This is a genomic window from Anaeromyxobacter sp. PSR-1 (genome assembly GCF_000964525.1).
GTDB lineage: Bacteria > Myxococcota > Myxococcia > Myxococcales > Anaeromyxobacteraceae > Anaeromyxobacter.
The window spans coordinates 1-12,900 of the sequence record NZ_BAZG01000005.1; the positions used below are offsets into that span (position 1 = coordinate 1).

The 12,900-nt window shown below is 68.3% G+C and carries 15 protein-coding genes and 2 pseudogenes; 8 read left to right on the forward strand and 9 right to left on the reverse strand.

The genetic code is table 11. From position 1 onward, the window contains the following. The first annotated feature begins 279 nt into the window (after positions 1-279). The 3 genes from PSR1_RS01555 to PSR1_RS01565 all read left to right on the forward strand — a co-directional run bounded on the left by PSR1_RS01555 (position 280) and on the right by PSR1_RS01565 (position 2,010). Positions 280-696: a hypothetical protein gene (locus PSR1_RS01555; RefSeq protein ID WP_059435890.1), complete on the forward strand. Its 417-nt coding sequence runs from the start codon at positions 280-282 to the stop codon at positions 694-696. A gap of 610 nt (positions 697-1,306) precedes the next feature. Continuing rightward, the gene (locus PSR1_RS01560) at positions 1,307-1,708 is read left to right on the forward strand and encodes a hypothetical protein (protein WP_059435891.1); all 402 of its coding nucleotides are present in this window, start codon (positions 1,307-1,309) and stop codon (positions 1,706-1,708) included. 8 nt (positions 1,709-1,716) lie between these two features. After that, entirely contained in the window at positions 1,717-2,010 is a 294-nt protein-coding gene (locus tag PSR1_RS01565) for a ferredoxin family protein (RefSeq protein ID WP_059435892.1), read from the forward strand. Between the two features lie 501 nt (positions 2,011-2,511). Here the strand turns inward: PSR1_RS01565 and PSR1_RS01570 are convergent. Beyond that, positions 2,512-3,348, reverse strand: a complete 837-nt coding sequence (locus PSR1_RS01570; RefSeq protein ID WP_059435893.1) for a vitamin K epoxide reductase family protein — start codon at positions 3,346-3,348, stop codon at positions 2,512-2,514. A 10-nt stretch (positions 3,349-3,358) separates the two neighbouring features. On the opposite strand from PSR1_RS01570, the gene PSR1_RS23685 reads away from it, so the two are divergent. Next, on the forward strand, positions 3,359-4,657 hold the full coding sequence (locus PSR1_RS23685; protein ID WP_152643266.1) for a hypothetical protein: 1,299 nt from the start codon (positions 3,359-3,361) through the stop codon (positions 4,655-4,657). Between the two features lie 27 nt (positions 4,658-4,684). Here PSR1_RS23685 and PSR1_RS01575 read toward each other — a convergent pair. From PSR1_RS01575 to PSR1_RS01605, 7 genes and pseudogenes are all read right to left on the reverse strand, one after another. Further along, positions 4,685-4,918, reverse strand: a pseudogene (locus PSR1_RS01575) (thioredoxin family protein); the annotation flags it as partial. Between the two features lie 170 nt (positions 4,919-5,088). Continuing rightward, on the reverse strand, positions 5,089-5,697 hold the full coding sequence (gene arsD / locus PSR1_RS24935) for an arsenite efflux transporter metallochaperone ArsD (protein ID WP_082100089.1): 609 nt from the start codon (positions 5,695-5,697) through the stop codon (positions 5,089-5,091). A 20-nt stretch (positions 5,698-5,717) separates the two neighbouring features. Then, positions 5,718-6,212: an arsenate reductase ArsC gene (locus tag PSR1_RS01585; protein ID WP_059435895.1), complete on the reverse strand. Its 495-nt coding sequence runs from the start codon at positions 6,210-6,212 to the stop codon at positions 5,718-5,720. Between the two features lie 12 nt (positions 6,213-6,224). Next, positions 6,225-6,683, reverse strand: coding sequence for an arsenate reductase ArsC (locus PSR1_RS01590; protein ID WP_237757780.1), 459 nt, complete (start codon positions 6,681-6,683; stop codon positions 6,225-6,227). A gap of 33 nt (positions 6,684-6,716) precedes the next feature. Continuing rightward, on the reverse strand, positions 6,717-7,610 hold the full coding sequence (locus tag PSR1_RS01595) for a universal stress protein (RefSeq protein ID WP_059435896.1): 894 nt from the start codon (positions 7,608-7,610) through the stop codon (positions 6,717-6,719). A 31-nt stretch (positions 7,611-7,641) separates the two neighbouring features. After that, positions 7,642-8,748, reverse strand: coding sequence for an ACR3 family arsenite efflux transporter (gene arsB / locus PSR1_RS01600; protein WP_059435897.1), 1,107 nt, complete (start codon positions 8,746-8,748; stop codon positions 7,642-7,644). Further along, a complete protein-coding gene (locus PSR1_RS01605) occupies positions 8,749-9,102 on the reverse strand; it encodes a helix-turn-helix transcriptional regulator (RefSeq protein WP_059435898.1) in 354 nt (117 codons plus the stop codon). It abuts the gene before it with no gap. A 134-nt stretch (positions 9,103-9,236) separates the two neighbouring features. On the opposite strand from PSR1_RS01605, the gene PSR1_RS23690 reads away from it, so the two are divergent. The 3 genes from PSR1_RS23690 to PSR1_RS24330 all read left to right on the forward strand — a co-directional run bounded on the left by PSR1_RS23690 (position 9,237) and on the right by PSR1_RS24330 (position 10,998). Beyond that, positions 9,237-9,431 (forward strand): hypothetical protein, encoded by a 195-nt coding sequence (locus tag PSR1_RS23690; protein WP_152643267.1) that lies wholly within the window; start codon positions 9,237-9,239, stop codon positions 9,429-9,431. A gap of 132 nt (positions 9,432-9,563) precedes the next feature. Next, entirely contained in the window at positions 9,564-10,361 is a 798-nt protein-coding gene (gene arsM, locus PSR1_RS01610) for an arsenite methyltransferase (protein WP_059435899.1), read from the forward strand. A 28-nt stretch (positions 10,362-10,389) separates the two neighbouring features. Then, the gene (locus PSR1_RS24330; protein WP_160308990.1) at positions 10,390-10,998 is read left to right on the forward strand and encodes a sigma-70 family RNA polymerase sigma factor; all 609 of its coding nucleotides are present in this window, start codon (positions 10,390-10,392) and stop codon (positions 10,996-10,998) included. 119 nt (positions 10,999-11,117) lie between these two features. Here PSR1_RS24330 and PSR1_RS24335 read toward each other — a convergent pair. Then, positions 11,118-11,282, reverse strand: a pseudogene (locus PSR1_RS24335) (ArsR/SmtB family transcription factor); the annotation flags it as partial. 501 nt (positions 11,283-11,783) lie between these two features. Between PSR1_RS24335 and PSR1_RS01620 the strand changes: the two are divergent. Beyond that, positions 11,784-12,854: a hypothetical protein gene (locus tag PSR1_RS01620; RefSeq protein ID WP_059435901.1), complete on the forward strand. Its 1,071-nt coding sequence runs from the start codon at positions 11,784-11,786 to the stop codon at positions 12,852-12,854. Positions 12,855-12,900 lie beyond the last annotated feature (46 nt).

Genomic DNA, 12,900 nt, shown 5'->3' on the forward strand with positions numbered 1-12,900 from the left:
TCACGCCCTTGTGCGCGTTGCGGACCGAGGCGACCGTCGACCCCGGGGAACCCGAGCCACATGAGCGCGCCGCCCACCACCACCGCTCCGGACGCCCCTGCATCGGCGGCGAGGTGCAGGAGCGCGCTCCGGACACCGATCTCCCGCGACGGACTTGGCGGGATGGCCAAGCAGGGTCGGGTCTCAAGCAAGAGGGAAGGAGCGGCCAGCGCGCGGTGCCAGCTTGGCAGATGACGCTGCAGGTGGTGCTCGGTGAAGCCTTCCGGCTATCCTCGTGTCATGTTCCCGGCACTGTTCATGGCTCTCGTTGTCCTGGCCACGCCTCTCGATGCAGACGAGTACGCGGTTGGCCTGGCGAGCAAGGCGCCGTACGCGGCCGGCATGAAGGGCGCGGTCACGTTAACGGTCACCGCATACAAGGGCTACCACGTGAACCCCGAGTACCCGGTGACGTTCAAGCCCGACGGCGCAGAGGCACTCAAGTTTGCAGGAGTGCGCCTGAAACTGACCGCCGGCAAGAAGACGCTCTGCGAGGACGACTCCAACGACGCCTGCGCAGCGGACTTCGCCGTGGAGTTCGTTCCCGAGAAGAAGGGGCCAGCGAAGTTCGCCGGGACGTTCTCCTTCAGCGTCTGCACCGCGAAGAGGTGCCTGATCAAGAATGTGCCCCTCGCGCTGGCGATTATGGTCGAGTGAGCCTGATCGTCGGCCGCCGAGGCGAACTCAACGAAGCTCGAGCGCGACGATTCCGTGCGCCGACCACAAGGTAACCGTGGTTATGGAGCTTCCATAGGAGTTGAAGGGGGAAGTGCAGGCTTGGTTAAGAGCCTCTGCGTCCGCCTCGCTCGTTTGGGCAACCAACCGAAACCTCAACAGAGTGCCCAACTGTGTGGATCTCTGGAGAGCCGGGAATGCGCACGCGATCCGGTCAGAATGGGGAGCCGAACGAGCTCGCCGGCAATTTGTTTGCCGCCGGCGATGACGAAATCTTAGGAGTGCGCCGGCGCGTTTGACCGTTCGGGGGGCTGCTTCGTCCGCATGCCGCGCCTCCTCCTGCTCTTGCCGGTCGGCGAGTAGATCGCCTCCTTGGGCATACTTGGCAGGCTGCACGTTCGCCGAGGTTCGAATGCGGCGGCTTCGTGTGTTCACGGTTCGGCCTGAGCCGGTCACTCGCGCCGGCGCGGTCGGATGAGTCTCCTCCGAGGGGGCGTGGTCGTCTGCCGCAGCGGGCCGGGTGAAGGAGTTGGCTAAAATGCCAACTAGAGCCTCGCGTCGATGGCGACTGCCGCGAGGACAGGAGGACGTCATGAGCGACACCGGACCGCTTCCCGCGAAGGCGAAGGCCGTCCTCTTCTGCACGTGCTCGGGCTCGTGTCCGAGCATGGAGAAGGTGGACTTCTGGTCGCTCGCCGAGCGCGTGCGTCTGGAGCTCGGGGAGGGGATAGAGTACATGGCGCTGCATCCGCGCCTGTGCGAAGAGGACGGCGAGCGGCTCATGGCCCGGGTGCTCCGGCCCGACCTCACCGTCGTCACCCCAGCGTGCGCGGAGAAGCGTCAGGAGAAGCTGCTTCGGGACGGATTCGCTCGCGCCGGCGTGCCGATGGATCGCGAGCACTGGATCCCGATCAGCATGGCGCAGGAGGACACCGACGCGGTCTTCGCGAAGATTCGCGCCGCGGTGGATCGGCCCGATCCCGTCGCGGGTTGAGGTGTCCCATGGTCCAGCTCCGAACGTTCATGGGAATCCCGAGGGAGCGCATCCCTTGGGCGCCGACCGTAAATGTCGAGCGCTGCAGCGGATGCGGCGCGTGCCTCGACGAGTGCCCAAACGGCGTCTACGCGCTGGACGAGCAGGAGGGGGTCGCGCGGGTGGTCGCGCCGGATCGGTGCGTCGTCCTGTGCGACAAGTGCGCGCCCGCGTGCCCGGGCGACGCCATCTCGTTCCCGGACAAGGACGCCACGAAACGGCTCCTGCGCGAGCTCGCCTCGCACGCACTCGCTTCAGATTGAAGCCGGAGGTCCGTCAGAGCCCGATCCTCGAGCGCTCGGCAGCCCCGCGCTGGGCGGCAGGATCGAGGATCTGATGGCGGCGCGGCCCGAGCCGGTGGATGACGCCCTCTTTCACGAGCGCTGGCGGCCCGGGAGAAGCTCTCGGGCGCCACCCCCACGGCGGCGGCGAGCTCGCGCGACGGGCGCTCCGTGAGGCCTTGATCGCATCGAGCGCGCGTCGACCCGGAGGAGGCCCAGGAGGGCGAGGGGCGAGGGGCGAGGAAGGGCATGAAGCCGAACGTGTCGCTGGCCGAACAGGTAGAGCGTCACGCCCTCGCCTTCCGGGAGGACGCGATGAATCTTGATGCGCCCGGTCTCGATGGAGACGAGCATCGCCGCGTCGTCGCCCCGCGCCACACAGGTCGCCCGCGGCGAACGTGCGCCGCCGCAGGAACGGACCGAGGAACGCGCGCACGCGCTCACCGAGCTCCCGGCAGGCGTCCGCTCCAGGCGCATTCGCCGTCACCACGGCCCCTTCCAGTACGGCGGGTACAGGAGCGCCAGGGCGGCCGCGACCCCCGCGACCCCGAGGAGCGCCGTCGCCGCGTGCGCCGGGCGGCGGCGCATCGCGGCGAGATCCGCAGCGAGGCACGGGCCGAACCCCCCGCCGGACGAGGTCGCGCGCCAGGCGAGCCCGGCGATGGCCACGTTCGCCGCCCAGCACCCGGCGCACACGATGCAGAACGCGCCGATGCGGACCTCGCTGAGCCACGCCAGCCAGCCCGACGCGACGACGCCCGCCCCCGCCGCCACCGCGAGGAGGCCGGCGGGCCAGCGCGGGTGTGGGCGCGCCCGGCGAAGCCCCGACCCGGCGAGCAGCCCCATCGCGACGTAGACGAGGACGCCCCACGCGGCGATCGGCGCGCCGAGGAGGATGGAATGCGGGCTGAGGGCCACCGCGTCGCAGTCGATCTCGGCGTTCACCGCGCAGAAGCTCCCGGCGGCGCCGGTGTTCGCGCGGACGTGCAGGACCGCGAGGAGGACGGAGAGGACGAGCCCCGCCGCGCAAGCCGCGACGAGCCCCGTGAGCGAGCGCGTCGGGCTCGGCGCCGGGTCGACCGGCGCCGCGGGGCGTAGCCACGACGCGATCTCGCGCGCGGTCGGGACCCGTCCGGCGGACCGCAGCACGCCGTCCACGAACACGGCCGGCGTCGAGGCGATGCGGAACGGGATGAGCTCCGCGACGTCGCTCGTCCGCGAGGCGCTCGCCGTCACGCCCGCGAGGGCGATCGCCTTCTCGGCCTCCTCGAGCGCGCGCCGGCAACGCGCGCAGCCGGCGCCGACCACCCTGATCTCCATCGTCCCTCCCGTGGACCCGGATGCTTGGCAGGATGGCCAAAGCGCCGGTGGCCGTCAACGCGTCACGTCGCCGTCCACCCCCGAGTACGCGCGTGAGCGGGAGAAGCACGCCGATCGCATCGCGAAGGGACTCGAGAACGAGCCCGACCGCATTCCCGTCGGCGACATCTGGGACCAGTGGTGGAACCGGGAGGGGCGGCGGCGCCGCGGCTCGTCGACCGAGGACTACCGCGCGTTCCTCGAGAAGCACCTGGCGCCGCTCCGGTCGTTCCTCCTCACGCCAGCTACGAGCGGCGCGTTCGCCGAGAAGCTCGACGTCCTCGACGAGAAGGAGGACCGGGGCGAGCTCGGCCCGCAGAGCCTGAACCACCTCCGCGCCGGCGTGTTCCGGATGTTCGAGTGCGCCCGGGACCCGAAGCACCGCCTCTGGGCGACCGAGAACCCGGTCCAGTGGGTGAAGCGGCGGAAGGTTCCGAAGCGGAAATACGAGACGCTCCGCCGCGAGCAGGTCCGGCCGCTCCTCGCCGCGCTCCCGGCGCCGACCGTCGCGGCGCCCTGGCGCTGGGCGGCGGCGACGATGCTCTACGCTGGCACGCGGCCGGGCGAGGTCTTTGGGCTGGAAGGAGGACATCGATCTCGAACGCGTTCCAGTCGACATACGCCTGCGCGCGCGTCGACATACGCCTGCCGCGCGTCGACATACGCCTGCGCGCGCGTCGACATACGCCTGCGCGCGCGCCGACATACGCCTGCGCGCGCGTCGACATACGCCTGCGCGCGCGCCGGCGCGACGGCACGAGTGGTCGTAGCCGACGACGTCGCCGATGGCGCAGAGGGCACGGCGGAGGTGGTCGACGAGCCGGAAGCGGGTCCGCGGGTCGTACGGCTTGCCGTCAGGCCGTGGGAACACGAGGTGGCTCGTGGACGCACGCATCGCATCCTCGAGAAAGGCGCGCAGCTCGGACACGTGATGCGCCGTCCGGTTGTCGGAGAGCGGGTGCTTCGGAGTATGCCGAGCCTGCGGTCGTGCCAGACCACTTCGACCGGCACGTTCAGCAGTTGCGCAGCGGCCCTGAAGGTCCACTGGCGTTCATGGAGAGGAGTCGGGATAGTCCCGCTCCAGATCCTGCATGACGCCGAGCATTACCCGGCATGGTGCGCAGGTCGTTGTGCCCAGGTCGACGAATCGGGGCACCGCTGCTCCGGTCTCCGAAAGACGAGTCCTCGACTGCGGCGGTTGCGCTGCCGCTGTGCTCGGCGCCCCGTTCGACTTCATACAGCGGAATCGCGACGATCCCGGCGGCGATGATGAGCGAGGCCACGAGGGTGGGTGTCTTCACTTGCTGGTCTCCGCGCGGGAAGCGCCGAGGATCGCCTTGATTGCGTCCACGCCGAGCACCCGGCCGACGGACTTGATCTCGCCATTGACCATCAAGGTGGGTGTGCCCGTGATGCCAGCCTCGAGCATCTTCTGAACTCTCGTCACCTGCTCCACCTGAAGGTCGAGATGGAGCTCGGCGACCGCGGTCTCGACGTTGCGCAACATCGTTTTGCAGGGTGCGCACCCTGAGCCAAAGACATGCTTAGCATGCGCATCTTTCTGGACTCGTGATGGGCGAACTGGCCGGTGAGTCGTTGCGCGACTCCGTCGTTATCTTCCTCGGTGGTGGTCTCGACGGTTGTTCGCACCGCACGCCGAGCGTGCGACGGCATGGCTCGCGCAGCCGACGAAGACCTGCCTCAGCAGCACTTCCTCGGCTGCGAGAGCGACACCGGCGCCGCCTCTGTAGGCGGGCAGCAGCCCTTCGGCGAATCCGGCGTCTCGACCTTCGCTGCCAGGTAACGCTCGGCGAGCTCGAGCACCGCGCGGGCAGGAGCCTCCTTCACCATCCTGGCGGTGGCAACCGCCTGCGCCATGTCGTCCTTCGACACGCCGAGCTTGCGAGCCTTGTCGTAGTGGAAGCGGAAACAGGGCTCGCAGTTGGACGCGATGGCGGCGCCGATCGCGACCAGCTCCTGGACGGCCTCGGTGTAGAGGCTCTTCGGTGTGGCGACCCCGACGATCTCGGCGAGCACCTCCCGCCCCGGGTAGCTGCCCTGCGCGATGATTGCCCAGTCCAGCAGCAGGAGCGGGAGCGCGTCGTCACGGCTGCGGATGGCCTGCGTGACCACGGGGTTGCCGACGAACGCGGCCGGGTCCTGGGACAGGTTGAACCGCTCCACCCTCACGCCGTGCTGCTTGAGCCACTCGAGGTCGGCGGCGAACCGGACCAGCGCGGGGTCGACTGCGGGGCCGCAGACGCCGGTGGAGCAGCACATCGGGGGATCGAACACCTGGATGGTGGGCATGAAACGTGCTCCTTTAGGTCTTACGACCTTCCGATGATGCTCACCCGATCAACCAAAGAGAGTCGGTCGAGCTTCTCGAGGGGGAGGGCTAGGAATAGTTCGATGCGGCGCGAGAGGCTCGACAGCGCGATCCTAAATGCTCTTTGGCGTGCAGCTTCACTGGTCACGACTGCGGCAGGATCCTCGATGCCCCACAGTGCCGTGATCGGATGACCGGACCACGTGGGGCACGCCTCTCCAGCAGCCTTGTCGCAGACAATGAAGACGAAGTGCAGCTCCGGCGCTCCAGGAGCCGCGAACTCGTCCCACCCCTTGCTCCGCAGCCCGTCAAGTGGGAGCTTCAGCTGCCGAAGTTCCTCCAACGCAAGAGGGTCCACGGCGCCCTTCGGATGACTGCCTGCGGAATACGCCCTAAAGCGGCCGCGCCCGAGGTGGTTCAAGATGGCTTCCGCCATGATGCTCCTGGCTGAATTGCCGGTGCAGAGGAAGAGGACGTTGTATGTGGGTTCTGTCAACGGGCCCCTCGATCATCGCTCTGTCTTGAACACCACGGTGAGGCGCCGGCGCAGCTCGTCTCGGACGTCGCGAAATGACTGGAGCTGCTCCGCCTCGGAGTTGCCGGCGCTCGCAGGGTCTGGCAGACCCCAGTGGATGCGCCGCGCCTTACCGAGGAACACCGGGCAGACCTCCTCAGCGCAGAGCGTGATCACCGCGTCGACGCCAAGGGGCGATATGCTGTCGACGCTCTTCGACTTGTGCGAGCGGATGTCGATCCCGATCTCGTCGAGCGCGCGGATAGCCAGCGGGTTCACGCGTGATGGCTGGGAGCCCGCCGACGAGACCGTTACGCCTGCGGGTGCGAGTGAACGCGCGATGCCCTCGGCCATCTGGCTCCGCGCAGAGTTGGCTACGCAGAGGAACAGGATGTGCCGCGGTGCGAGCTTCCGGAGCTCCTCTGCCTCTGACTGCCAGGCACCGATCTTCACCGGTTCACCTCTCTCGGGGCATACGCATATCGGTCAGAACCGGGCGTCGATGACGGACCGCCCCGGGACGAGCAATACCGGCGCTTTCGCCAAGCGTGCGACGGCATGGCTGACAGAGCCGAGGAACACCTCCGGGATGAACCCCCGGCCCTGCGTGCCCATGACGATCAGGATGTCGGATGTTTCGGCTGCGCTGCGGAGGATCTCCTGGATCGGGGACCCGTGTGCTACTTCGACGTTGACGTACGGCGCTCCGGCCTCCTTCAGGTCCCGTGCGAGCCGCTCGAGCCTCGCGCGGTCGATCTGATCGAACTCCGCGAGCTGTTGCTCGGAACGTCCCTGGATCCGGGAGCGGTCCTTGCGGTCCTGGACGTGGAGCAGGGACACGCCCTCGACGCCGCGCTCGACGAGGGCGTGCACGTACGCGAACGCTCGTTCGCCGACATCGGAGAAGTCGGTCGGGTGCAGCACGCGCCTCGCGAGCGCGCCGCAATCGATCGCTGCATCACCCGCCGCGTCGCACGTCACGCGCGCGAGGAGGACGGGCACTTCGCATCGGTGAAGGGTTTCCAGGGTCACCGATCCGACGCGCAGCTCACTCAGGAGGCCTGCGCCCTGCGAACCCAGGAGAACCAGCGAAACCCGGCGGTCGCGCGCGACGCGATTGATCTCGTCGTGCGCAATCCCTGCAGCCGTGACCACGTCCACGGAGACGCCAGTCTGCCTCAGTGCATGGGCCTGCGCAGCGAGTCTCGACTCGGCGGCCGCCGCCAGGGCCGGAGCCATTGCATCGAGATGACGGATGCCCAGCGCGTGCAAGAGGATGAGTGATCGGGTGCCGAGCGGAACGAGGGCCTTGGCTGCGCATTCGACGACGCGGTCAGAAGCGGGCGAGAGGTCGGTCGGAATGAGGACTGTCGAGAACACGAGGCTCCTCCAAGCGTCCTACGCGAGCGGGTTACGCGACGCGCGCCTCGCCGCCGACGTTCACGCCAGCGGCGAAAAACCGGCGCCTGAGCCACAGCGCGACATTGACGAGGCCGATGAGGACCGGGACCTCGACGAGCGGACCGATTACTGCGGCGAATGCCGCGCCGTGGTGGATCCCGAACGTCGCCACGGCGACGGCGATGGCAAGCTCGAAGTTGTTCGACGCGGCCGTGAAGGAGAGCGTGACGGTCTGGCCGTACGGCGCCCCAACCCTCCGGCTCATGAAGAACGACACGAAAAACATCAGGACGAAGTAGATGAGCAGCGGGATCGCGATGCGGACCACGTCGAAGGGCACCTGTACGATCGTCTCGCCCTTGAGTGAGAACATCACCACGATGGTGAAGAGCAGGGCGACGAGGGTGATGGGCGAGATCCGCGGGATGAAGACCTTCCGGTACCAGACCTCGCCCTTCAGCGCCCGGAGGCCGAACCGGCTCGCGATCCCGGCGATGAACGGGATGCCCAAGTAAATGAACACGCTCTTCGCGATCTCACCGATGGTGATGTGGACCTCGGCGCCCGATAGCCCGAGCCAACGCGGCAGGACCGTGATGAACACCCAGGCGTAGACCGAGAAGAACAGCACCTGGAAGATGGAGTTGAACGCGACCAAGCCAGCGCAGTACTCGGTGTCGCCCTTCGCTAGGTCGTTCCACACGATCACCATCGCGATACAACGGGCGAGACCGATCAGGATCAGGCCAACCATGTACTCGGGGCGATCGCGTAGGAATATGACAGCCAGCGCGAACATGAGGATGGGCCCGACGATCCAGTTCTGGACCAGCGAGAGCGCCAGCACCTTTCCGTTCCGGAAGACCCGCGGCAGCTCCTCGTAGCGAACCTTCGCGAGCGGCGGGTACATCATCAGAACGAGCCCGACCGCGATCGGGATCGAGGTCGTCCCGACGGACATCCGATCGAGCATCGGGACGACGCCTGGGACGAGGAACCCGAGCGCCACGCCGGCACCCATGGCGAGGAAGATCCAGAGCGTCAGGTAGCGATCGAGGAAGGAGAGGCGGCGGGCGACGCCTTCGCGCGGGGGCGCGACGAGGGTGGCTTCGGACATCTAGAGGCTCCCGACGAGGGACTTGAGGCGGCGGAGGGTGCGGGGCTCGACGCAGTAACCGACGCGCGGCCCGTCGATCTCACCTCGGATCAACCCCGCCTCCTTGAGGACCTTGAGGTGCTGGGAAACGGTCGACTGCGCGAGCGGAAGCTCGTCGACGATGTCGCCGCAGATGCACGTTTCTCTCCGGGCGAGCAGGCGGAGGATCTGGACGCGGGCGGAGTGGCCGACCGCCTTCGCGAGGAGCGCCAACTCCTCGTCTGCTTCGGCACCCTCGACCGGCCTCAGGTCGGGCTCATCGTTCGACTCCGGCGCGGGACCGCAGGTCGGGACCTTCGTCAGATGAGGTGCCATGGAATCGGCAATCTACGATGAAGGCACGCTCGAGGCAAGTCCGGCCGGTCGAGCGAGCCCGTGACACCAAGATGTCACCCGACGCGACCCCGCTTGGCAGCGCACGCCGCCGAGTGGGCCGGTATTGGCGGCACATGGAAACCGCTCAGCCAGAAGGACTGCTAGCGCTGACGATCATCGTCGCCACGTCGCTGGTCGTGCTCGTATATGTGTTCCTGCGGATGGCCGGGGTCATCGGCAGAAACGCCCGCCGCCATGGTCGCCCTCCGCCTCCGTCGCCGCTCCAGGACGCGCTCCGCAAGGCGACCGGCGACAAGCCGCGCCGCTGAAACAGGCCTCGAGCGTAGCAGCGCGATGAACACCTCCTGCGCGGGTGCTCCGTGATGCGACCCCGTGCCGCACCCCCGTCCGCGTCCTTCTGCCCGGTCCGGCGTCTACCAGCATATGAAAAGGAGCGGACCATGACTGATCAGGGGAACGACGAGATCCGGCAGGCCGTGCGAGAGCACTACGGCAGGGTCGCGGTTGAGGGCTCCGGGTGCGGCTGCGGTACGGGCTGCTGCGGGGCGAGTCCGACGACGAGCCTCGCCCTCGGATACACGAGCTCGGATCTCGAAGCGGCGCCCGAGGGGGCGAACCTCGGCCTCGGCTGCGGGAACCCCCAGGCCATCGCGGCGCTGCGGCCGGGCGAGGACGTCCTCGATCTGGGCAGCGGCGGCGGCTTCGACTGCTTCCTCGCCGCGAAGCAGGTCGGGCCGGAGGGGCGGGTCATCGGCGTGGACATGACGCCGGAGATGGTCGCCCGCGCCCGCGCGAACGCGAAGCAGCTCGACGCCCAAAACGTCGAGTTCCGCCTCGGCGAGATCGAGCACCTCCCGGTCGCGGATGCGAGCGTGGACGTCGTACTGTCGAACTGCGTCGTCAATCTCTCTCCGGACAAGCCCGCCGTCTTGCGGGAGGTGTTCCGGGTCCTCCGTCCCGGAGGGCGGATCGCCCTCTCGGACGTGGTCGCGACCGCGCCCCTCCCCTGCGAGATCGGGGAAGGGGTCGCGGCGTACATGGGGTGCGTGGCGGGCGCGGCGCTCGTGGACGACCTCCGAGGCTGGCTGGACGCCGCCGGATTCGTCGAGACCTCGGTGCGCGTGGACGAGGCGAGCCGCGCCATGATCGGCGAGTGGTTGCCGGGGACCGGAGCGGAGCGATTCGTCGCGTCGGCGTCGATCAAGGGCGTGAAGCCGAACCGTGCTCCACGTGCGTGAGTGAGGAGGGGTCGGCACGACCTTGATGATGGACCGAGACGACAACCGCGCAGCGTGGCGAGCCATCGAGGATCGGCTCCGGCGGTTTGTCGCCCGTCGTGTTGCTCGCGGCAACTTGGAGGACGTGCTTCAGGAGATCCTGCTGCGCGTTCACCGAGGCCTTTCCGCGGTCCGGGAGGACGAGAGGTTCTCGGCCTGGATGTACCAGGTGGCGCGCAGCGCGATCGTCGACGAGCTTCGCAGCCGCGCGCGGCGTGAGCTCTCGCCCACGGATACCGGATCGCTCGGCGACGAGCCCGCGGTGCCTCCCGTCGAGCCGGACGAAGGCTTCGACGAACGCGAGCTGGCCGCCAACCTTGCCCCGCTCGTGGCGCGCCTTCCCTCCCCGTACCGCGAGGCGATCACGCTCGTGGAGCTGGAAGGGCAAACCCAGCTCTCGGCGGCGCGTCTTGCCGGTATCTCGCTCTCGGGGATGAAGTCGCGTGTTCAGCGCGGTCGGCATCGCCTGCGCGAGCTCGTGGAGGGGTGCTGCAGCGTCGCCCTGGACGCGCGTGGCCGGGTCACGGCGGTGGAGCCGCGCGGCGCGACGGATCCGGATTGCTGCCGGGCGCGGCCATCGAACCCGCGGTGCTCGTGAGGGGCAACGCGTGACGTTTCGCAGCCTTCCGCGGGCATCCCCTCGCCCAGCGGACGCACCGGCGGGATCCGCCGAACCGGCGCGCACCGCATTGACCAGTCGAGGAAGCTCATGACGCAAGGGACGCGGAGCCAGTAGAACACCTGGAGGCCCTGCCGTCGATCCGCGACGAGTCCTGCCACGCGCATGAGGGCGAGGTGCTTCGAGATGGTCGACAGGTCCGAGCCGACGATGCGCTGCAGGTCGCAGACGCAGCGCTCGCCCGCGGTGAGCGTCTCGAGCATGAGGAGCCGGGTGAGGGGCGAGTCATCGGTGTGGACATGAGGGCTCGACTGTCTGGTGAAGGGTCTGTCGAGACCTCTTCGCCAGTGCTGACGGTGTCGATCTCAGTGCGCATCGGCGCCCTCCGCGAGCCGACCGGCGACGAGCTTCACGATAAGTTCACGCGATCTCGCGGACCGCGCGAGCTTCTCGGGTCATCCCGCGTGGCCCATCCCGTTTCCTCGCCGTAACGCTCTTGGCGCATGCGGCGGCCAGTATGTTTCGTTTTCGAAACGTCCCTCCAGGGTGACTTGCCCGGATCCGCCCGGTTCCTCCCCTGGACCATGCCTTGCTATGCGCGTCGCTCGGCCGAGGAGCCGACGTTCATGGATCGCCGGCGGTCGTTCGCGCAGGGGGCCGGCTGCGGCAGAACGTCGTTCCTCCCGCGCCAGTCGCGACATTCCCGGCGCACGAGCGCCGGGCGAACCAGACGGCTCACTGCCGACACGGGAGAAACGAACACCATGAGCCTCAAGCACGCACTCGCAGCGGTCCTGGCGGTGGGCGCGGCCTCCGCCGCCGTCGCCGACCCGACCACGAAGATCTCGGGCAAGGCCTACGCCGACTTCACCTACCGCGACAACCATGACGATGGGACGGACCTCGCCGCGGACAGGCTGGTGGGCACCAACCTCGACCTGAAGCGCTTCTACCTGACGGTGGACCACTCGTTCGACGAGCACTTCGCGGCGCGGATCCGCTCCGACGTCGGGAACGAGGTCAACGGTAAGTACAATATCTTCGTGAAGCACGCCTACATCGAGGGCAAGACCGGTCCCGAGCTCGTCCTGCGCGCCGGCTCCGCCGACCTCCCCTGGGTGCCCTTCGTCGAGGACCTGTACGGGTTCCGGTACGTCGAGAACATCCTCGTCGACCGCATCAAGGTCGCCACCTCGGCGGACTGGGGCCTCCACCTGTCCGGCAAGCTCGTCGACGGCCTCGCCACCTACGCGGTCTCCGCCGTGAACGGCCGCGGCTACGGCGACCCGACCCGCACCCAGTCCCCCACCGTCGAGGGCCGCGTCTCGGTCCGCCCGGTCAAGGAGCTGACCCTCGCGATCGGCGCCCAGGGCGGCAAGCTCGGGCAGAACGTGGTGGGGACCCCGACGCCCCGCACCGCCAGCCGCTACGACGCGCTGATCGCATTCGTGGGCGGTCCGGCCCGCGTGGGCGTGACCGGTTTCCTGGCCAAGAACTACGACAAGAAGATCGTCACCGACGTGACCGTCCCGATGGACAAGGCCATCGGCGGCTCGGCCTGGGCCTCGGTCGAGCTGGTCGAGCCCTTCACGCTCTTCGGCCGGTTCGACTACGTAAAGCCCAAGAAGGACACCAAGTCCGACCTGAAGGACTACTACTGGAACGTCGGCCTGCAGTACAAGCCGGTCAAGCCGCTGGATCTGGCGCTCGTCTACAAGGGCGAGCAGGTGAAGGACGGCACGCTGTCGACGTCCAACGGGACCATCGGCTCGAGCGTCGCCGGGGCGAAGGGCAAGTACAACGAGGTCGGCCTCTTCGCGCAGTACTCCTTCTGACGCGGCATCCGGCTCGAACCGCGGCCGAGGGGTGCGTTCGCCCCTC